This window comes from Pseudomonas sp. Snoq117.2 (assembly GCF_900110545.1).
In the GTDB taxonomy this organism is placed as follows: Bacteria; Pseudomonadota; Gammaproteobacteria; order Pseudomonadales; family Pseudomonadaceae; genus Chryseomonas; species Chryseomonas benzopyrenica.
In genome coordinates this window covers 131,146-149,182 of sequence record NZ_FOED01000002.1, presented here as the reverse complement: position 1 = coordinate 149,182, position 18,037 = coordinate 131,146, and the positions used below count along the sequence as shown (strand labels likewise).

Below are 18,037 nucleotides of genomic sequence, written 5' to 3'. Positions count from 1 at the left end.
GGCGTTTAAGTTTCGATTAATGGCGGATCGCTACTCTGGACCCAGATCGAACAGCAACCAGAGAGAGAATCCTCATGAAAAAGCTCACCGCCCTCGCGACCGCCGCCCTCCTGCTCACCGGTGTGGGCGTCGCCCAAGCCCGCGACCTCGGTCCCGACGAAGCCCTCAAGCTGCGTGACAGCGGCAAGATCAAGAGCTTCGAGGTGCTCAACCAGGCCGCCATCGCCAAGCACCCGGGCTCGACCACCCACGAGACCGAGCTGGAAGAAGAATATGGCCGCTACATCTACCAACTGGAACTGCGTGACCCCAAAGGTGTGAAATGGGATCTGGAACTCGACGCCACCACTGGCGAAGTCCTGAAAAATCAGCGCGACGACTGACCGTCGTCCTTGCCGGGCTGATCCTGCTCGGCGGCGTCTCTCCCCTGATCCAGGCCCGCGACCTGGATCAGGACGAGGCCCTCAGGCTGCGCAAGGAGGGGGTGATCCGGCCCCTGGAGACCCTGCTGCAGCGGGTCAACGAACGCTACCCCCAGGCCCGGCTGTTGGAAGCCGAGTTGGAAGAAGAAGACGGCCAGTATCGCTACGAGATCGAGATCCTCGTTGGCGATGTGGTCCGTGAACTGGAAATCGGCGCGATGGTTGGCGCCATCCTGAAGGACGAGGTGGACGACTAGATGCGCCTGCTGCTGGTGGAAGACGATGTGGCCCTGGCCGACGAGATCGCGGCGTTCCTCTCGCGCCAGGGTTACGCCGTCGACTGGTTGGCCGATGGCCGCGACGCCGCCTGGCAGGGTGCTCAGGAGCCTTATGACCTTATCGTTCTCGACCTGGGCCTGCCAGGTCGGCCAGGCCTCGAGGTGCTCGGAGAGTGGCGCGCCGCCGCGCTGGCGACGCCAGTGCTGATCCTGACGGCGCGCGACAGCTGGGCCGAACGCATCGATGGCCTCAAGGTGGGCGCCGATGACTACCTCACCAAGCCGTTTCACCCCGAAGAGCTGGGCCTGCGGATCGCCGCGCTGCTGCGGCGAGTGCGTGGCGTCGCCAATCAGCCACTGCTGCAAGCCGGGGGATTGGCGCTGGACGAGGCGCGCCAGTGCGTGGTCCGTGGCGGTGAGACCATCGCCCTCAGCGCGGCGGAATTTCGCCTGCTTCGCTGTTTTCTGCTGCATCCCGGCCAGATCCTGTCCAAGACGCGACTCAACGATCACCTGTATGACGGCGAGAGCGAGCGGGATTCCAATGTCATCGAGGTGCACGTCAATCACCTGAGGCGCAAGCTGGGGCGGGACGTCATCGAGACCCGTCGCGGTCAGGGCTATCGCCTGGGCGGTGTCGATTGAGATCCATCCAGACCCGCCTCAGGGTCGGGCTGGTGGCCATCCTGCTGGTGGCCGGTCTGGTGCTGGTACTCGGCGGCGCCTGGCTGGTGGATCATGCCCTGCGCCGCTATCTGGAAACCGGGTTACGCGGCGAGACGGAAAATCTGCTCGCTGCCCTGGTACGCGGCCCCCATGGCCTGCAGTTGGATGAGGGACGCCTGGGCAGCCTCTACACCCGGCCGCTGTCGGGCCGCTATTTCCTGATCGAGATCCCGGCGCTGGATATCCGCTGGCGCTCGCGCTCGCTATGGGATGCGCAACTGGAAGCACCGCCCGGCAATGGCTTGAGCGATACCCTGGCGGACGGTCCCAGTGGCCAGCGCCTGCTCACCTACCGCGCTGATTACCAGCGCTATGGCCAGACGGTGCAGGTCACGGTCGCCGACGACTACAACCCCTTGCTGGCCAACCTGCAGCGTATCCTCGCCTTCGGCGCCCTGTTGGGCCTGGCGACCCTGCTGGTGGTCCTGCTGCTGCAACGGCTGATCGTGCGTCGGGCGCTGCGCCCACTGGAGCAGGTGCGCGAGCAGATCGCCCAGCTGCACCAGGGCCGCCGCTCGACGCTGGACGCCAGCGTGCCCACCGAGCTCGCGCCGCTGGTGGCGGAAATGAATGCGCTGTTGCGCCATACCGAAGAAGACCTCAAGCGTGCACGGCATGGCATCGGCAATCTGGGCCATGCCCTCAAGACGCCCTTGGCGGTCCTCACCAGCCTGGCCGAGCGGCCGGAATTGCAGGGGTTGCCGGAGCAGCGCGACAGCCTGCGTGAGCAGTTGGCGCGCATTCGCGAACGGCTGGAGCGAGAGCTGCGCCGTGCCCGACTGGCCGGCGAGGCCTTGCCGGGTGCTCATCTGGACGTCGCCGAGCTGCGCGAGCTCTGCGTGCTGCTCAATCGGCTGCATGGCGAGCACCTGAGTTTCGACTGCCAACTGCCCACAGGGCTTCGGCTGCCCTGGGACCGTGAAGACCTGCTGGAGCTGTTCGGCAATCTGCTGGACAACGCCGGCAAGTGGGCGGATCGGCAGGTCCGGCTGGAGGTGGCGCAGGATGAGGAGGGCTATCTGATCCGGGTCGAAGACGACGGACCCGGTGTGCCGGAAGCGGAGCGCGAGGCCATTCTGGACCGGGGCTCCCGTCTGGACGAGGCGGTGGCGGGGCATGGGTTGGGCCTGGGGATTGCTCGGGACATCGTCGACAGCTGCGGCGGAACCCTGGCGCTGGAGGTCGCGGCGCTGGGCGGTCTCGCCGTGGTGATCCGTCTGCCATTGCCTGGTGCCGGCACCAGGCATTCGTCCGGGAGATGACTCTGCGGTCAAGTTTGTGGGCAAGGGGTCGATAACGCCCTGAGCTCTTGCGACCAAGGAGAACCCCGTGAGCCTGAAACTGAAAGTCACCCTGCTGGCAGTGCTGCCCGTTTGCCTCTTCACTGTCGTCCTGGGCGGCCTGTCCTATTGGGTGTTCCAGGCGCAGGCAACCAAGGATGTCGCCGATGCCCGCGAGCGGCTCATGGTGCAGAGTCGCAGCGCCTTGCAGAATACCGTCGAAACGGCCATGACCGTGGTCAAGCCGTTGTACGACAAGGCCGCTGACGGTGATACCGAGGCGCGTAAGGAGACCATCCGCCTGCTGTCGGCCATCAGCTATGGCAAGGACGGCTATATCTTCGGCTACGACTCGAACGTCGTCCGGTTGTTCAAGGGCAACGACCCGGCCGGCATCGGCAAGAGCTTCAAGGACAACCGTGACCCGGCTGGCGTCTACCTCAACCAGGAACTGGTTCGGGTCGGCAAGGATGGCTCGCATTTCAGTCGCTACAGCTCTTCGCTGCCCGGCAACAAGGACGTGCTGGTGCCCAAACTTGCCTACACCGACTACCTGCCCAAATGGGATCTGGTGATCGGCTCGGCGGTGAATCTGGATGGCGTGGAGGCCGAGGTCGCTGCCGTGGCCCAGCAGGTCGCCAAGCGCACCCAGGACCAGCTCTGGCTGATCTTCGGCGTGGCCGGCGTGCTGCTGGTGGTGATCGGCATCGTCGCGCAGCTGTTTGCCGCCCGCACCCTCAGGCCTCTGGCGCAGATCCGGGAGAATCTCGACGACATCGCGGCCGGGGAGGGCGATCTGACCCGCCGCCTGCCGGTCAACGGGCGTGACGAGATCGGTGAACTCGCCGCCGCCTTCAATCGCTTCGTCGATCGCATCCAGGGCACCATCGCTCAGGTCGTCGACATTACTCACCAGTTCACTGGTCTGCTCGACGACGTCGCCCAGCAGGCCCAGCGCACCGATCGCGACATGCAGCGCCAGCGCAGCGAAACCGACCAGGTGGCCACCGCCATCAACCAGATGTCCGCGGCGGCCCAGGAAGTGGCGAGCAGTGCCCTGCAGGCCTCCGAAGCCACCCGTCAGACCGAGGAGAAAGGTCGGCTGGCCCGCGAGACGGTTGCCACCAGCGTGGCGCGCATTCACGAACTGGTCGAGGAGGTACGCCAGAGCAGCGTGTCCCTGGATGGCCTTAAGCAGGACGTGGGCGCCATCGTCGGCGTGCTCGACGTGATTCGTGCCATTGCCGAGCAGACCAATCTGCTGGCCCTCAATGCCGCCATCGAAGCGGCCCGGGCGGGCGAGGCCGGTCGCGGTTTCGCCGTGGTCGCCGACGAGGTACGAGCCCTGGCCAGCCGGACCCAGCAGAGCACCCAGGAAATTCAGGCCATGATCGATCGCCTGCAACAGGCTACCGGCCGCGCGGTCGGGGCCATGGAACGCTCGGGCGGCATGGGCGAGGCCACTACGGCTCAGGCCGAGCAGGCCGGTAACGCCCTGGCCGCGATCAGCGAGCTGATCGCCACCATCAATGCCATGAACAGCCAGATCGCCAGTGCCGCCGAGGAGCAGACGGCGGTGGCCGAAGAGGTCAATCGCAGCGTCCACACCATCGCCAGTGCCGTCGACAGCATGGCCCAGGGTGCCCAGCAAGGCGCGCGCAACACCGCCGGCATGGTCGGCCTGGGCGAGCGCCTGGACGGCCTGGTTCGTCAGTTTCGCGTATGATCCCGGGCGCGCCGGCCACGCTGGCGCGCCTCTTCGGGTCGAGTTGGGGGTGCTTATGGGAACCCCACGGCTTCCGAGGCTCTAAGCAAGGCCTGTCATCCTTGTGTGGAATCGCGAAAGCCAATGAAAAGTGCTCGGCTGGAAAACAAGACGTTCCTGATCCTGCTGGTGGTGGTCTCCCTGGCCTTCGTCTGGATCCTCACCCCCTTCCTGGGCGCGGTGTTCTGGGGCGCCATCCTCGCCATCCTGTTCGCCCCGCTGCAGCGCTGGTTCGTCCGCCGCTTTAACAACAGACGCAACCTAGGGGCGCTCTGCACCCTGTTCGTGATCCTGCTCATCGTCATCCTGCCAGTGGTGTTCATCGCCATTTCCCTGGTGCAGGAAGGCTCGCTGCTGTACCAGCAGGTCAGCAGCGGTCAGCTCAACTTCGGCCAGTACTATCAGCAGATCTGGGGCGCCTTGCCGGGTTCGGTACGTGGCGTGCTGGAGCGCTTCGGCGCCGGTGACCTGGATGGTATTCGCCAGAAGCTCTCCGAAGGTGCCATGCAGGGCAGCCAGTTCGTCGCGACCCAGGCCTTCAGCTTTGGTCAGGGCACCTTCCAGTTCCTGATCGGCTTCGGCGTGATGCTCTATCTGCTGTTCTTCCTGCTGCGCGACGGTTCGCAGCTGGTGGCGCTGATCCGCAAGGCCATTCCGCTGAGCGATATGCACAAGCGCAGCCTGATGGCCAAGTTCACCGCCGTGGTGCGCGCCACGGTCAAGGGCAACATCATCGTTGCCGTGGTGCAGGGCGCCCTGGGCGGCTTCATCCTCGGCGTGCTGGGCGTCCAGGGCGCGGTACTCTGGGGCACCCTGATGGCCTTCCTGTCGCTGCTGCCCGCGGTCGGCTCAGCGCTGATCTGGGTGCCGGTGGCCATCTACTTCCTGGCCACCGGTTCAGTGATCAAAGGGGTCATCCTGATCGTCTTCGCCGTGGTGGTGATCGGTCTGGTAGACAACCTGCTGCGCCCCATCCTGGTCGGCAAGGACACCAAGATGCCCGACTACGTGGTGTTGATCTCCACCATCGGCGGCATGTCGCTGTTCGGCCTGAACGGCTTCGTCATCGGCCCGCTGATCGCCGCCCTGTTCATGTCCACCTGGGATCTGTTCAGCCACCGCGACGATATCTGACGGCCAGCGTGCTCCAGGAAACTGGAGCACGCGAGTGAGCTGTTCGCTAGCCCTGGTCGGGCTCGGAGGGATAGCGGGTCGCGACCAGGCTTTCCTTGACCTTGCGCAGGTGCGGCTGGAAATCCACGCCGCGCTTGAGCGTGACGCCGGTGGCCAGGATGTCCAGCACGGTGAGCTGGATGATCCGCGAGGTCATGGGCATGTAGATGTCGGTGTCTTCCGGCAACGGGATGTCCAGACTGTGGGTGCAGACCTTGGCCAGGGGGGTATTGCTGGCGGTGAGGCCGAGCACCGAGGCGCCGTTGTCCCGCGCCAGCTTGGCCACGTCCACCAGTTCGCGGGTGCGGCCGGTATAGGAGATGATCACGAACAGATCGCCAGTCCTGGCGATGGACGCGAGCATCCGCTGCATCAGTACATCCGAATGCGCCGACACCGCCATGTTGAAGCGGAAGAACTTGTGCTGAGCGTCCAGGGCCACTGGTGCCGAGGCGCCCAGGCCGAAGAAGTGGATCTGCCGCGCCTGGATCATCAGATCTACCGCGCGATCGACCGTACGGGCGTCCAACCGCTGGCGGGCGCTGTCCAGCGAGGCGATGGTGCTGCTGAAGATCTTTTCCGCGTAGGCCTCGGATTCGTCGTTGGCTTCCACCGCCTGACTGACATAGACCGCGCCGCTGGCGATGCTCTGCGCCAGCTGGATCTTCATTTCCGGATAGCCGCTCACGCCCAGGGAGCGGCAGAAGCGGTTGACGGTGGGTTCGCTGACCTGCGCCGCCTGGGCCAGGGCCGCGATGGTGTAGCGCGTGGCCTGCCGGGGATTCTGCAGGATGACCTCGGCGACCTTGCGCTCCGCGCGGTTGAGTTCGCCGATGCGGGTCTGGATGGTTTGCAGCAGGGTGCTGGCACGATCCATGAGAACTCCTAGTGGTTGTTGTGCCTCTATCCTAAGGCTATAAAAGGTTTGGGCCGAGGTTACCCCTGCGCCGTATTTTTTAATATAAAGACTACGCGAATCGCCCCAGCTCCCCTATCATGGTGCTGGAATATCTCAAACTTTAAGTAAAAGAACGAATATTTATGGCTGGCGTCCGAGTTCTACCCTGTACCCTGGCAATCTTCGGCGCGTTGGGCGACCTGGCCCTGCGCAAACTTTTCCCTGCCCTTTATCAGCTGGATCGTGAAGGTTTGCTGCACGAGGATACCCGCATCATGGCGCTGGCGCGTGACCAGGGCGATGGGGTCAAGCAGCTGGAGCACATCGAGGAGCGCCTGCGCCACTATGTGCCCAAGGCCGATTGGGACGAAACGGTATGGACGCGGATGCGTGGTCGCCTCGGCTATCGCGCCATCGATTTCCGCAACCGCGAAGACTATACGGGACTTGCCGAGGATGTGGGTGAGACCTCGCCGCTAATCGCCTATTTCGCGACCCCAGCGCTGGTCTACAGTGCCATCTGCGAGAACCTCGCCGCCGTCGGTCTGTGCGAGCGAACCCGGGTGGTGATGGAAAAGCCCATCGGCTACGACCTGGAATCCTCCAAAGTGGTCAACGACGCCGTGGCGCGCTTCTTCCCCGAGGATCGCGTCTATCGCATCGATCACTACCTGGGCAAGGAAACCGTCCAGAACCTCATCGCCCTGCGTTTCGCCAACAGCCTGTTCGAGACCCAGTGGAACCAGAACTACATCTCCCATGTGGAGATCACCGTGGCCGAGAAGGTCGGCATCGAAGGCCGCTGGGGCTATTTCGACCAGGCCGGCCAGTTGCGTGACATGGTGCAGAATCACCTGCTGCAACTGCTTTGCCTGACCGCGATGGATCCGCCGGCGGATCTGTCGGCCGACAGCATCCGTGACGAGAAGGTCAAGGTGCTCAAGGCGCTGGAACCTATCACCGCCGACCAGCTGGCCAGCCGCGTGGTCCTGGGCCAGTACACCTCGGGCTACAGCGACGGCAAGCCGGTGCCGGGCTATCTGGAAGAGCCCAACTCCAACACCGAAAGCCGCACCGAAACCTTTGTCGCCATCCGCGCCGACATTCGCAACTGGCGCTGGTCGGGCGTGCCTTTCTATCTGCGTACCGGCAAGCGCATGCCGCAGAAGCTGTCGCAGATCGTCATCCACTTCAAGGAACCACCGCACTATATCTTCGCCCCCGAGCAGCGCAGCCTGATCAGCAACCGCCTGATCATCCGCATCCAGCCGGACGAGGGTATTTCGCTGCAGGTGATGAGCAAGGACCAGGGTCTGCGCAAGGGCATGCAACTGCGCAGCGGTCCGCTGCAACTCAATTTTTCCGAGACCTTCAAGCATCTGCGCACCCCGGATGCCTATGAGCGGCTGCTGCTGGAAGTCATGCAGGGCAACCAGTCGCTGTTCGTCCGCAAGGACGAGATCGAAGCGGCCTGGAAATGGTGCGATCAGCTGATGGATGGCTGGTCGAAGATGGGCGACTCGCCCAAGTCCTATGCCGCCGGCAGCTGGGGTCCGCTGACCTCCATCGCACTGATCGCACGAGATGGGAGATCCTGGTATGGTGACGTCTGATCTGGGGCAGGGCGTGACCCTGCGCGAATTGCCCGATCGCGAGGCCCATGCCACGGCGTTGGCCGAGACGGTCACCACCGCGCTGCGCGAGGCTCTGGCGGCCCGTGGCGAGGCCTTGCTGATCGTTTCCGGTGGGCGCAGTCCGGTGCCCTTCCTCGAACGCCTGGCTCAGGCGGACCTGGAGTGGTCCAAGGTGCTGGTCACCCTGGCCGACGAGCGCTGGGTACCCATCGATGACCCGGACAGCAACGCCGGCCTCTTGCGCAAGCACCTCTTCCAGGGACCTGCCGCCGCGGCCGGATTCGTCGATCTCTATACCCCGGCGGCCACTGCGCAGGAGGGCATGGCCCTGACCGAAGCCCGGCTCCGCGACGCCTTGGGTACGCCTGATGTGCTGGTCCTGGGGATGGGTGACGACGCCCATACCGCCTCGCTGTTCCCCGGTAGTCCCGGTCTGGAAGAGGCCCTGGATCCGGCCAGCGAACGCCTGAGCTTCCCTGGCGTGGCACCGTCCGCGCCCCAGACCCGCATCACCCTGAGCCGCGCCTATCTGAGCCGCGCGCGGCAACAGATCCTTGCCGTCCAGGGCGCGGGCAAGCGACAGGTACTGGAAACCGCTCTGGCCGAGGGCGACGAGCTGGCCACTCCGATCAAGGCGTTCCTGCGCGAACCCCTGGTCGTCTATTGGTGCCCCTGACGAGGAGTTGAGTTTTGGACATGCAGAACAAGATCGCGACCCTAGATGCCCTGTGCGCCCGCGCGCGCATTCTGCCGGTGATCGTGATCAACGATCCGGCCGACGTGCGGCCCTTCGCCGACGCCATGGCCGCTGGTGGTCTTACGGCGCTGGAGATCACCCTGAGATCCGCCCACGGGCTGGATGCCGTACGGCTACTGCGCCAGGAGCGTCCTGAGCTGGACGTGGGGGTGGGCACCGTGCTGGACGTGCGGATGTTCGACGCCGCGGTCGAGGCTGGCGCCCAGTTCATCGTCACCCCGGGCACCACCGAGGAAATTCTCCAGGCCGGGGTAGCGGCACCCATTCCGCTCTTGCCGGGCATCGCCACGCCCTCCGAGATCATGCAGGCCTATCGCCTGGGCTATCGCCGCTTCAAGCTGTTCCCCGCCAACGTCTATGGCGGCGTGGATGCGCTTAAAGCCTTCGCTGGTCCCTTCGCCGAGCTCAAGTTCTGCCCGACCGGTGGCGTCAATCCGGGCAATGTGAAGAACTATTTCCAGCAGCCCAATCTGCTGTGCGTTGGCGGTAGCTGGATGCTGCCGAATGACGTGGTGAAAGCCAAGGACTGGACGCGCGTCGAACAACTCTGCCGCGAGGCCCTGGCGACGCTGGATTGATACTGCGGTCATCCGTCACCCGCTGGGCTAGTGCGGTGTCTCTGAAGTTCGCGCAAGAATTGAGTGATTTTTTGGCTGTGGCCAGGCGCCGGTACGAGTCATAGCAGCGCTATGGCGAGGAGTGGCAACGCCGCTACAGCCGAAAAAGCGCCGCCAAAATTGTGCAGTCAATTTCAGAGACACCACACTCGCTAGGCTGACGCGAGCAGGGGCGCTATCATGCGCCCCTGTCTTTCTCCTGGCGCCCGTTCCGCGGCGCCTTTGTCGTCCACTACACCGGGAGGTGCCTGATGACCCTCGACAAGAATCCCCAAAACGAATCCCTCGAAGAAACCGTCCCTGCGCCAGCTGGTGAAAAGCTGCAGAAGGTGCTGTCGCGCCTGGGCGTCGGCTCGCGTCGCGATGTCGAAGCCTGGATCGGCGAAGGCCGCATCAAGGTCAATGGCGTGGTCGCCCCCCTGGGGCTGCGAGTCATGCCCAAGGATGCTATCGCGGTGGACGGACGTCTGCTCAAGCGCGACCAGGCCGAGGAAGTGGTACGCCGGGTATTGATCTATAACAAGCCTGAGGGCGAGATCTGCACCCGTGATGATCCCGAAGGCCGACCCACCGTCTTCGACCGCCTGCCCAAGCCCAAGCAGGGCCGCTGGATCAACGTCGGTCGCCTGGACATCAATACCACCGGTCTGCTGCTGTTCACCACCGATGGTGAACTGGCCAACCGGTTGATGCACCCGTCCTACCAAATGGACCGCGAATATGCGGTGCGGGTACGTGGCGAGGTGACCGAAGAGATGCTGCTGCGCCTGAAGAACGGGGTGATCCTCGAAGACGGTCCGGCACGCTTCACCGACGTCCAGCAGGCGCCGGAAGGCGATGGCTTCAACCACTGGTTCCATTGCGTGGTGATGGAAGGCCGCAACCGTGAAGTCCGCCGGCTGTGGGAGTCCCAGGGCCTGGTGGTTAGCCGTCTGAAGCGCGTTCGTTTCGGTCCGGTGTTCATGACCAGCGATCTGCCGGTCGGCCGCTGGCGCGAGATGACCCAGGGGGAGATCGACATCCTCGCGGGCGAAGTTGGCCTGCCGCCGGTGGCGCTGCCGGCCATGGGCGGCAAGACCAAGGAAAAGCTCGAACGTCAGCAGCGCAAGACCGCGCGGCCGATCGATGCCGGTCGGGGTTCGCGCAACAAGCTCAACAAGGCGGGCAAGGCCAGCAAGCCCCAGGGGTCGGCCGTGGCCGAGCGGCCGAGCGAAATGGGCCGCAAGCCGGTCAGCAAGGGCCGTACCTCGCCTGGTATCGCGCCGCGTCGCGGTCCAAGCGGTGGCGGTACCGGCAAGGGCGGTCGCCGCTAAGCAGAGCGGTCGCCTGGCCCCAGGCGACCTTCAGGCCAGGCTGCAGAATCGATTGCGGCCTTCGGCCTTGGCCTGATAGAGGGCGCGATCCGCGCGCAGCAGCAGGCAGCGCGGGGATTCCACGTCGCGCAGGGTCGCCAGGCCCAGGCTCAGGGTGACCGGCAACGGGATGGCACCGGCGGTCTCCGACTGGGCCTCCACCGCCGCTCTCAGGCGTTCCGCCACGATATGCGCCGCGTCATGGCCGGTGGCCGACAGCAGTACGCAGAATTCCTCGCCGCCAAAGCGAAAGACCATGTCCATGCTTCTCAGGCTGTTGCCGAGGGTGCGGGCGGTCTGGCGCAGCACGTCGTCACCGACGCTGTGGCCGAATCTGTCGTTGATGCGCTTGAAGTGGTCCAGGTCCAGCATCAGCAGCGACAGCGGCTGCTGGGTCCGGCGGGCCAGTTCCAGTTCCCGCACCAGGGCACGATCCAGGGCGCTGCGATTGCCGACACCGGTCAGGGCATCGCGCAGGGCGTTGTTCTGGGCCTCGCGGTAGAGCAGGGCGTTGCGCAGGGGAAACAGCAGGCTACCGAGCAGGTATTCCAGCGCCCCGAGTTCGCTGTCCTGGAAGCGCTCCTGACGGTAGAAGGTTAGATCGCCCAGACGCAGGTCCCCCTGGCTCAGGTGATAATGCACCTGATGACCCTGTTCCTCGCCCAGGCCGATGGCCACGTCTTCCGCGGCATGGCGGTAGCTGAGGCCGGGCAGCTCCACCAGGGTATCCACCTCCTGCCGGAAGAGTTGCAGGACCCGTTCGAGCTCCAGCGAGGTCAGCAGGACGCTGAGCAGCCGCTGACGCAGTGCGCCCAGCACCGCCGGATCGCTGTCGCGGGCGGGGGCGGCCAGGTTGGCGTTGCGCTGCTGGCGAGCGCGATCGAGATTGATGGTGTTGGACGAGGGCGGGACCATGCCTGTTCTCCTTGGCGGATAGTCCCTCTACAGCGAGAAGCGTGCCAGTCTTGCAGTGGCAGTAAAATCAATGACTTAGGCGTATGGTGGCGATTGGCCGTCTGTAAGTTGACGCCTGGAAGCCAGGCGGGTCGCTTTCGCGACCCGCTCGTGACGACTTTCCGACGCGCGGCTTATACCTTGAGTACCAGCTTGCCGAAGTTCTCGCCGGAGAACAGCTTCATCAGGGTCTGGGGGAAGGTGTCCAGGCCTTCCACCACATGCTCGCGGGATTTGAGCTGGCCGTCGGCCAGCCAGATCGCCAGCTGCTGTTGCGCCTCGGCATAGCGGGCGGCGTGGTCGAGGACGATGAAGCCTTCCATGCGGGCGCGATTGCTCAATAGCGCCAGATAGTTCTGCGGGCCCTGGATCTTGTCGCTGTTGTACTGGCTGATGGCACCGCACAGGACTACCCGGGCGCGGAAATTGATCTGCGCCAGCACCGCGTCGAGGGTCGGACCGCCGACGTTGTCGAAATAGACGTCGATGCCGTTGGGGCACTCGCGCTGCAGGGCGGCCGCGAGGTCCGGTTCGGCCTTGTAGTCGATGGCGGCGTCGAAGCCGAGCTCCTCGATCAGATAGCGGCATTTCTCCGCGCCACCGGCGATGCCCACCACATGGCAGGCCTTGAGCTTGCCGATCTGGCCGACCATGCTGCCCACCGCGCCGGCGGCGCCGGAGACCACGATGGTCTGGCCGGCCTTGGGCTCGCCGACCTCCAGCAGGCCGAAGTAGGCGGTCAGGCCGGTCATGCCAAGCACGGAAAGGTACTGGGGCAGGCTGGCCTTGCTGGGGTCCACTGGGTAGAAGCCCTGGGGTTCGCCCAGGTAATAGTCCTGGATGCCGAGCATGCCATTGACGGTATCGCCCACCTTGAAGTCCGGGTGGTTGGACGCCACCACCTCGCCGACGCCCAGGGCGCGAATGACCTCGCCGATACCGATGGGCTTGATATAGGACTTGCCCTCGTTCATCCAGCCACGCATGGCCGGGTCGAGGGACAGGAACAGATTCTTGATCAGCACCTGGCCGGCGCCGGGTTCGCCGACCGGCTGCTCGACGCGCTCGAAGGTATCGGCGGTGGGTTCGCCGGAGGGGCGTTTGGCGAGCAGGAACTGGCGATTGGTACGGGACATGGTGTTCTCCTGACGGGAAGGATGCAGTTCCGACCGGTCAGGAGGGTTTCAGGTTCTACCGGCGGCGTGCGGTGAGTAGCAAACTGGCCAATAGACCGGCCACCAGACCCCAGAAGGCAGAGCCTACGCCGGCCAGCGTCAGCCCCGAGGCGGTGACCAGGAAGGTGATCAGCGCCGGTTCGCGTTGGCTGGGTTCGGCCAGGGCGCCGTGCAAGCCGTTCATGATGGAGCCCAGTAGGGCCAGGGCGGCCACCGAGATCACCAGTTCGCTTGGCAGCGAGGTGAACAGCGCGGCCAGGGTGGCGCCGAACAAACCGGCGATGCCATAGAAAAATCCGCACCAGACCGCCGCCGTATAACGTTTGCTGGCGTCTTCATGGGCCTGGGGACCGGTGCAGATCGCCGCGCTGATGGCCGCCAGGTTGATGCCATGGGAGCCGAAGGGGGCCAGCAGCAAGGAGGCGAGGCCGGTGGTGGCGATCAGCGGCGAGGCTGGAACCGCGTAGCCATCGGTACGCAGCACGGCGATGCCGGGCATGTTCTGTGACGCCATGGCCACTACGAACAGCGGGAGGGCGATGCCGATGGTGGCGGCCAGGGAAAAGGTCGGGGTGGTCCATACCGGCACCGCCAGTTCCAGCCGCAGGGCGTGGAAGTCCAGCAAGCCCAGTCCGGCGGCCAGCAGCAGGCCGACCACCAGGGCCACCAGCACGCAATAGCGCGGCCACAGCCGCTTGGCTACCAGATAGCCCAGGGCCATGCCCAGCACCAGCCCGGTCTGGTGCTGGGCTGCCGCGCAGATCTCGATGCCGATGCGAAACAGGATGCCGGCCAGCAGGGCGGCGGCGAGGGCCGGGGGTACCCGACGCAGTAGACGGTCGACGCTGCCGGTGAGGCCGCACAGGGCGAGCAGCACCGCGCAGAGGACGAAGGCGCCGATGGCATCGCTGTAGGGCACCGAGGGCAGGCTGGTGACCAGCAGGGCGGCGCCCGGGGTCGACCAGGCGATGACGATGGGGGTGCGGTACTTCAACGACAGGCCGATGGTGGTCAGGGCCATGCCGATGGACAGCGCCCAGATCCAGGAGGAAATCTGGCCCGTGCTGAGCCCCGCGTTCTGGCCGGCCTGGAACATCAGCACCAGGGAGCTGGTGTAGCCCACCAGCATGGCGACGAAACCGGCGACCACGGCGGCGGGGGAGCTATCGGCCAGCGGGGTAAGGCGTTGTGGAGCCGCGTGCATCAAAAACCTCAGTGATGGCCGAACAGGATGGGGTAGAGGGACAGCACCAGCAGCAGCGCCATGCTCCAGTTGAACAGCCGCAGGCGCGCCGGACTGCTGAGCAGGCGGCGCAGGCCCATGCCGAACAGCGTCCAGAGGCTGACGCTGGGCAGGTTGATCAAGGCGAAGAGCAGGGCGACCAGCAGCAGATTGGCGGTGAAGTTCTCGGCCGGAATATAGGCGGTGACCGCGCCGATGGCCATCACCCAGGCCTTGGGATTCACCCATTGAAAGGCCGCTGCCTGGAAGAAGCCGAAAGGCTTGCCGCTGCCCGATTCGCGCGGCGTGGGTGCGGAGGCGGTGGCCAGTTTCCAGGCCAGATACAGCAGGTAGGCGCCGCCAATGACCCGTAGGGCGATCTGCAGCGGCGGATAGAGCACGAACAGCTGACCCAGGCCGAGGCCGGTGCAGACGACCAGCAGCATGTGGCCCAGGCTGATGCCGAACATGTGCGGCAGGGTCCGCCGGAAACCGAAATTCACCCCCGACGCCAGCAGCATCATGTTGTTGGGGCCGGGCGTGGCGGAGGAGACGAAGGCGAAGAGCATGAAGGCGGAGAGCAGTTCGACGGTCATGAGGGGCATCCCTGGGCTTTGCGCCAGCTTAGCCAGGCCGCTCGGGGCGGTATCCGTACACCGAGGCCGCGAACCAGCGGTACAGTTTTCAGGAGCCGACCGAAGGGGTCGAACTGTCCTGGATTTCGCTTTCGCTCTCCTGGCGGCCGGCCAGGGCCTGATTGAACGCCAGCCAGCCCTCGGCCGCATCCGCTCCGGCCGTGGCCAGCGCCGCCTGCACCAGGCGCATCTGCTCGCGTCTCAGGGTCTGCTCCAGGGCGGCGCCACCCCGGGTGAGGGACAGCCGCCGCTTGCGCTTGTCCGCGGCATCCATCTCCATGGCCACCAGTTGCATCTCCAGCAACTGCCGCAGCGGAATGTTCAAGGCCTGCTTGCTGACGTTGAGCACCTCCAGCAGCGCCTTGTTGCTCAGGCCCGGCTCGCGCGCGATGAAGAACAGGATGCGCTGGTGGACCCGGCTCAGGCCGCGCCGCGCCAGCATGTCGTCGGCCTTGGCGGTGAACGCCTGGTAGCCGAAGAAGAAGGTCTCCATGACCAGGCGCTGCTGGGAGGTCTGATTTAGGTCAAGCATATTGACTTGTCTTTCCGGGGTGGATTAGGGTCGGTCAAGTAGTTTGACTCATTACCAGGCCACGGGCCACAGGAGGGCAGATGGCATTTTCCGAACGGGTGACCCGACTCAAGAGCAGCCTGATCCGCGACATCCTGGCAGCGGCGCAGCGCCCGGAGGTGATGTCCTTTGCCGGAGGACTGCCGGCCGAGCGCTGTCTGCCAGCGGTGGACTGGAGCACGCTGCCGGCTGGCCTGGGTCAGTACGGCATGAGCGAGGGCGAGCCGGCGCTGCGCGAGGCCATCGCCGCCCAGGCCCGCGCCTATGGCCTGGACTGCACGGCGGACCAGGTGCTGGTGACCACGGGTTCGCAGCAGGCCCTGGATCTGATCGCCAAGCTCTATCTCGACGTCGGCACCCCGGTGCTGGTGGAGGGCCCCACCTACCTGGCGGCGCTGCAGAGCTTCCAGTTCTTTGGCGCGGAGTGCCTGGAGGTCAGCCTGACCCCGGAGGGGCTGGATCTGGAGGCCTTGTGCCTGCGCCTGGAAGAGCGACGCCCGGCCTTCGCCTATCTGATCCCGACCTTCCAGAATCCTTCCGGGGTGCGCTATTCCGCAGACAACCGTGCGGCGGTGGCAGCCCTGCTGGACGAGTACGGCGTGACCCTGGTCGAGGACGAGCCCTATCGCGAACTCAGCTACGACGGCGCGCCGGCGCGGCCGCTATGTGCCCAACTCCGGCGCAGCCCCTGGATCCACACCGGCAGCCTGTCCAAGACGCTGATGCCCGGCCTGCGCGTGGGCTACCTGATCGCCTCGCCTGAATTGCTCAAGCCCCTGCGGGCGCTCAAGCAGGCGGCCGATCTGCACACCTGCCGCATGAGCCAGTGGCAGGTGCTGCAATGGCTGGGTAGCGAGCGCTACGCCCGGCACCTGGAGGAGGTGCGGGCCTTCTACCGTGAGCGTCGCGATGGCTTCGCCCTGGCGCTGACGCGACATTTCAGCGACATCGCCGACTGGCAGAATCCCGAGGGTGGGCTGTTCTTCTGGCTACGGCTGAAAACGCCCCTGGATACCCGTACGCTGCTGGACGCCGCCCTGGCGCAGGACGTCGCCTTCATGCCGGGCGAGCCGTTCTTCGCCGAGCCAGATCGTCACCGCGGTCTGCTGCGGCTCAATTTCAGCCATGTGCTGCCTGAACGGCTGGATACGGGCCTTGCGCGCCTGGCCGGCGTGATCCGGGAAGCCATCCCCCATGACAAGGAGCTGTGAGATGTATCAGGTCTATGGCGATCGTCGTTCCGGCAACTGCTACAAGGTGGTGCTGATGCTGCACCTGCTCGGCCTGGAGTATCGCTGGCACGAGGTCGATATCCTCGCCGGCGAGACGCAGAGCGAAGCCTTCCTGGCGAAGAATCCCAATGGCAAGATTCCGGTGCTGGAGCTGGAAGACGGCACCTGCCTGTGGGAATCCAATGCCATCCTCAACTTCCTCGCCGACGGCACGCGCTTCCTGCCCAGCGAGCCGCGGCTGCGGACCCAGGTGCTGCAGTGGCAATTCTTCGAGCAGTACAGTCACGAACCCTATGTGGCGGTGGCGCGTTTCATCCAGCTCTATCAGGGGCTGCCTGCGGAGCGCCGTGAGGAGTACGAGGTCTGCCAGGTCCGTGGCTACAAGGCGTTGCGGGTGATGGAGCAGCAGCTGCAACGCACGCCTTTCCTGGTGGGGGAGCAGTATTCGATCGCCGATATAGCGCTCTATGCCTATACCCACGTCGCCCACGAAGGGGGCTTTCGCCTGGACGACTATCCGGCGATCCAGGCGTGGCTGGCACGGGTCGCGGCGCAGCCGGGCCATGTCGCCATCGGCTGAAACGCAAGGAGGGGAGCCAGGCTCCCCAGTGGGCGCCGGGGCGTGATCAGCGAGCGCTGACCACGAATTGCCAGTACTGGTTGAGTCGGCGCTCACCCCCGTTGGCGGTCAGCAGGACCGAGGACGGCGGCTTGGACTGCAGCTCCGGTAGCGATTTCATCAGCGTGCGCCAGTTGCTGTAGTAGGTCTGCAGGCAGCGCCGTGCGGTGCCGTTGTTCTGCAGGGAGGTCAGAGCCTTTTGATAGGCCGGTTCGATCTGCGACAGCGCCTGGGCGACGCAGCTGTCGGTATCGGAGAAACGGGCCGTGTCGCCGATGCGGGTACCGGCGATCACCGCCTTGTTCGCGCAACTCTTGAAGGCGATCATGCTGGCCTGCTCGAATTGCAGGGCATCCTGATCCATGGCGAAGGCGGGTGCGCTGCAGACGGCGGCTGCAACGAGGGCTAAGGCATAGGCGTGGCGTTTCATGGTGGCGTCCCTGGCTACGTCGGTAAGACGTGATGGCATCAATGCACAGCGGCAGACTGCACCGCTGAACAAATGTTCAGCGCAAAAGGCGGCAAAGCGCCATCAGGCGAATTCCACCAGACCGACGGTAGTGAGACCTATGAACAAGGTGGTCAAAACGACCATGGCGAACGCCAGGAGATAATCTTCCATCTGGGCTTTCCCTACTACGATGACGGCAGTAGGACCGATGGCAAATGGCCAGGTTCTTGCGGAAGGCGAGTCGGCGCGGACTGGCCGACGGAAGGTCATTGGTGG

General features: G+C 65.0%; 19 protein-coding genes and 1 pseudogene. 13 read left to right on the top strand and 7 right to left on the bottom strand.

What is annotated here, in order from left to right; translation table 11 throughout:
• The first annotated feature begins 74 nt into the window (after positions 1 to 74).
• The 7 genes and pseudogenes from BMZ43_RS06620 to BMZ43_RS06595 all read left to right on the top strand — a co-directional run bounded on the left by BMZ43_RS06620 (position 75) and on the right by BMZ43_RS06595 (position 5,605).
• Positions 75 to 383, top strand: a complete 309-nt coding sequence (locus tag BMZ43_RS06620) for a PepSY domain-containing protein (protein ID WP_017640507.1) — start codon at positions 75 to 77, stop codon at positions 381 to 383.
• Entirely contained in the window at positions 323 to 679 is a 357-nt protein-coding gene (locus BMZ43_RS06615; RefSeq protein WP_256562883.1) for a PepSY domain-containing protein, read from the top strand. Before BMZ43_RS06620 ends, BMZ43_RS06615 begins: the two co-directional genes overlap by 61 nt.
• On the top strand, positions 680 to 1,345 hold the full coding sequence (locus BMZ43_RS06610; protein ID WP_064308868.1) for a response regulator transcription factor: 666 nt from the start codon (positions 680 to 682) through the stop codon (positions 1,343 to 1,345). It begins immediately after the preceding gene.
• Positions 1,342 to 2,688 (top strand): ATP-binding protein, encoded by a 1,347-nt coding sequence (locus BMZ43_RS06605; RefSeq protein ID WP_093251316.1) that lies wholly within the window; start codon positions 1,342 to 1,344, stop codon positions 2,686 to 2,688. Before BMZ43_RS06610 ends, BMZ43_RS06605 begins: the two co-directional genes overlap by 4 nt.
• A gap of 67 nt (positions 2,689 to 2,755) precedes the next feature.
• Positions 2,756 to 3,574, top strand: a pseudogene (locus BMZ43_RS27225) (cache domain-containing protein); the annotation flags it as partial.
• 102 nt (positions 3,575 to 3,676) lie between these two features.
• On the top strand, positions 3,677 to 4,432 hold the full coding sequence (locus tag BMZ43_RS27220; protein WP_371913863.1) for a methyl-accepting chemotaxis protein: 756 nt from the start codon (positions 3,677 to 3,679) through the stop codon (positions 4,430 to 4,432).
• A gap of 123 nt (positions 4,433 to 4,555) precedes the next feature.
• On the top strand, positions 4,556 to 5,605 hold the full coding sequence (locus tag BMZ43_RS06595) for an AI-2E family transporter (RefSeq protein ID WP_017640512.1): 1,050 nt from the start codon (positions 4,556 to 4,558) through the stop codon (positions 5,603 to 5,605).
• A gap of 46 nt (positions 5,606 to 5,651) precedes the next feature.
• Here BMZ43_RS06595 and BMZ43_RS06590 read toward each other — a convergent pair whose 3' ends face one another.
• Positions 5,652 to 6,521: a MurR/RpiR family transcriptional regulator gene (locus BMZ43_RS06590; RefSeq protein WP_017640513.1), complete on the bottom strand. Its 870-nt coding sequence runs from the start codon at positions 6,519 to 6,521 to the stop codon at positions 5,652 to 5,654.
• A gap of 164 nt (positions 6,522 to 6,685) precedes the next feature.
• Here BMZ43_RS06590 and zwf point away from each other — a divergent pair, with 164 nt between their 5' ends.
• From zwf to rluB, 4 genes are all read left to right on the top strand, one after another.
• Positions 6,686 to 8,155: a glucose-6-phosphate dehydrogenase gene (gene zwf / locus BMZ43_RS06585; protein ID WP_026083779.1), complete on the top strand. Its 1,470-nt coding sequence runs from the start codon at positions 6,686 to 6,688 to the stop codon at positions 8,153 to 8,155.
• Complete coding sequence (pgl, locus tag BMZ43_RS06580) at positions 8,142 to 8,852, top strand: 6-phosphogluconolactonase (RefSeq protein WP_093251305.1); 711 nt, start codon at positions 8,142 to 8,144, stop codon at positions 8,850 to 8,852. The genes zwf and pgl overlap by 14 nt, the downstream gene beginning before the upstream one ends.
• A 20-nt stretch (positions 8,853 to 8,872) precedes the next feature.
• The gene (locus tag BMZ43_RS06575; RefSeq protein ID WP_177344781.1) at positions 8,873 to 9,511 is read left to right on the top strand and encodes a bifunctional 4-hydroxy-2-oxoglutarate aldolase/2-dehydro-3-deoxy-phosphogluconate aldolase; all 639 of its coding nucleotides are present in this window, start codon (positions 8,873 to 8,875) and stop codon (positions 9,509 to 9,511) included.
• 290 nt (positions 9,512 to 9,801) lie between these two features.
• Positions 9,802 to 10,863 carry a 23S rRNA pseudouridine(2605) synthase RluB gene (gene rluB, locus BMZ43_RS06570; protein WP_064308638.1) on the top strand — a complete coding sequence of 354 codons (1,062 nt, stop codon included), beginning with the start codon at positions 9,802 to 9,804 and terminating at the stop codon, positions 10,861 to 10,863.
• 30 nt (positions 10,864 to 10,893) lie between these two features.
• Here the strand turns inward: rluB and BMZ43_RS06565 are convergent, their stop codons facing one another.
• From BMZ43_RS06565 to BMZ43_RS06545, 5 genes are all read right to left on the bottom strand, one after another.
• Positions 10,894 to 11,817, bottom strand: a complete 924-nt coding sequence (locus tag BMZ43_RS06565; RefSeq protein WP_093251295.1) for a GGDEF domain-containing protein — start codon at positions 11,815 to 11,817, stop codon at positions 10,894 to 10,896.
• Between the two features lie 173 nt (positions 11,818 to 11,990).
• Positions 11,991 to 12,992 carry an NADP-dependent oxidoreductase gene (locus BMZ43_RS06560; protein WP_093251278.1) on the bottom strand — a complete coding sequence of 334 codons (1,002 nt, stop codon included), beginning with the start codon at positions 12,990 to 12,992 and terminating at the stop codon, positions 11,991 to 11,993.
• Positions 12,993 to 13,047: 55 nt separating this feature from the next.
• Positions 13,048 to 14,235 carry a benzoate/H(+) symporter BenE family transporter gene (locus BMZ43_RS06555; protein WP_017640520.1) on the bottom strand — a complete coding sequence of 396 codons (1,188 nt, stop codon included), beginning with the start codon at positions 14,233 to 14,235 and terminating at the stop codon, positions 13,048 to 13,050.
• A gap of 8 nt (positions 14,236 to 14,243) precedes the next feature.
• Positions 14,244 to 14,849: a LysE family translocator gene (locus BMZ43_RS06550; protein WP_093251274.1), complete on the bottom strand. Its 606-nt coding sequence runs from the start codon at positions 14,847 to 14,849 to the stop codon at positions 14,244 to 14,246.
• Between the two features lie 88 nt (positions 14,850 to 14,937).
• On the bottom strand, positions 14,938 to 15,420 hold the full coding sequence (locus BMZ43_RS06545; protein WP_093251270.1) for a MarR family winged helix-turn-helix transcriptional regulator: 483 nt from the start codon (positions 15,418 to 15,420) through the stop codon (positions 14,938 to 14,940).
• Between the two features lie 80 nt (positions 15,421 to 15,500).
• On the opposite strand from BMZ43_RS06545, the gene BMZ43_RS06540 reads away from it, so the two are divergent.
• The gene (locus BMZ43_RS06540) at positions 15,501 to 16,670 is read left to right on the top strand and encodes an aminotransferase-like domain-containing protein (protein WP_093251266.1); all 1,170 of its coding nucleotides are present in this window, start codon (positions 15,501 to 15,503) and stop codon (positions 16,668 to 16,670) included.
• Between the two features lies 1 nt (position 16,671).
• Positions 16,672 to 17,271: a glutathione S-transferase family protein gene (locus BMZ43_RS06535; protein WP_093251262.1), complete on the top strand. Its 600-nt coding sequence runs from the start codon at positions 16,672 to 16,674 to the stop codon at positions 17,269 to 17,271.
• A 46-nt stretch (positions 17,272 to 17,317) separates the two neighbouring features.
• Here the strand turns inward: BMZ43_RS06535 and BMZ43_RS06530 are convergent, their stop codons facing one another.
• A complete protein-coding gene (locus BMZ43_RS06530) occupies positions 17,318 to 17,740 on the bottom strand; it encodes a hypothetical protein (protein WP_017640525.1) in 423 nt (140 codons plus the stop codon).
• Positions 17,741 to 18,037 lie beyond the last annotated feature (297 nt).

What these genes read in the sequence shown, in the direction of transcription:
- BMZ43_RS06535 (WP_093251262.1), top strand. Translation starts at nt 16,672, where the DNA reads ATGTATCAGGTCTATGGCGATCGTCGTTCCGGCAACTGCTACAAGGTG.
- BMZ43_RS06545 (WP_093251270.1), bottom strand. Translation starts at nt 15,420, where the DNA reads ATGCTTGACCTAAATCAGACCTCCCAGCAGCGCCTGGTCATGGAGACC.
- BMZ43_RS06575 (WP_177344781.1), top strand. Translation starts at nt 8,873, where the DNA reads ATGCAGAACAAGATCGCGACCCTAGATGCCCTGTGCGCCCGCGCGCGC.
- rluB (WP_064308638.1), top strand. Translation starts at nt 9,802, where the DNA reads ATGACCCTCGACAAGAATCCCCAAAACGAATCCCTCGAAGAAACCGTC.
- BMZ43_RS06555 (WP_017640520.1), bottom strand. Translation starts at nt 14,235, where the DNA reads ATGCACGCGGCTCCACAACGCCTTACCCCGCTGGCCGATAGCTCCCCC.
- BMZ43_RS06550 (WP_093251274.1), bottom strand. Translation starts at nt 14,849, where the DNA reads ATGACCGTCGAACTGCTCTCCGCCTTCATGCTCTTCGCCTTCGTCTCC.
- BMZ43_RS06565 (WP_093251295.1), bottom strand. Translation starts at nt 11,817, where the DNA reads ATGGTCCCGCCCTCGTCCAACACCATCAATCTCGATCGCGCTCGCCAG.
- zwf (WP_026083779.1), top strand. Translation starts at nt 6,686, where the DNA reads ATGGCTGGCGTCCGAGTTCTACCCTGTACCCTGGCAATCTTCGGCGCG.
- BMZ43_RS06590 (WP_017640513.1), bottom strand. Translation starts at nt 6,521, where the DNA reads ATGGATCGTGCCAGCACCCTGCTGCAAACCATCCAGACCCGCATCGGC.
- BMZ43_RS06530 (WP_017640525.1), bottom strand. Translation starts at nt 17,740, where the DNA reads ATGAAACGCCACGCCTATGCCTTAGCCCTCGTTGCAGCCGCCGTCTGC.
- BMZ43_RS06560 (WP_093251278.1), bottom strand. Translation starts at nt 12,992, where the DNA reads ATGTCCCGTACCAATCGCCAGTTCCTGCTCGCCAAACGCCCCTCCGGC.
- pgl (WP_093251305.1), top strand. Translation starts at nt 8,142, where the DNA reads ATGGTGACGTCTGATCTGGGGCAGGGCGTGACCCTGCGCGAATTGCCC.
- BMZ43_RS06595 (WP_017640512.1), top strand. Translation starts at nt 4,556, where the DNA reads ATGAAAAGTGCTCGGCTGGAAAACAAGACGTTCCTGATCCTGCTGGTG.
- BMZ43_RS06615 (WP_256562883.1), top strand. Translation starts at nt 323, where the DNA reads ATGGGATCTGGAACTCGACGCCACCACTGGCGAAGTCCTGAAAAATCA.
- BMZ43_RS06610 (WP_064308868.1), top strand. Translation starts at nt 680, where the DNA reads ATGCGCCTGCTGCTGGTGGAAGACGATGTGGCCCTGGCCGACGAGATC.
- BMZ43_RS06620 (WP_017640507.1), top strand. Translation starts at nt 75, where the DNA reads ATGAAAAAGCTCACCGCCCTCGCGACCGCCGCCCTCCTGCTCACCGGT.
- BMZ43_RS06540 (WP_093251266.1), top strand. Translation starts at nt 15,501, where the DNA reads ATGGCATTTTCCGAACGGGTGACCCGACTCAAGAGCAGCCTGATCCGC.
- BMZ43_RS27220 (WP_371913863.1), top strand. Translation starts at nt 3,677, where the DNA reads ATGCAGCGCCAGCGCAGCGAAACCGACCAGGTGGCCACCGCCATCAAC.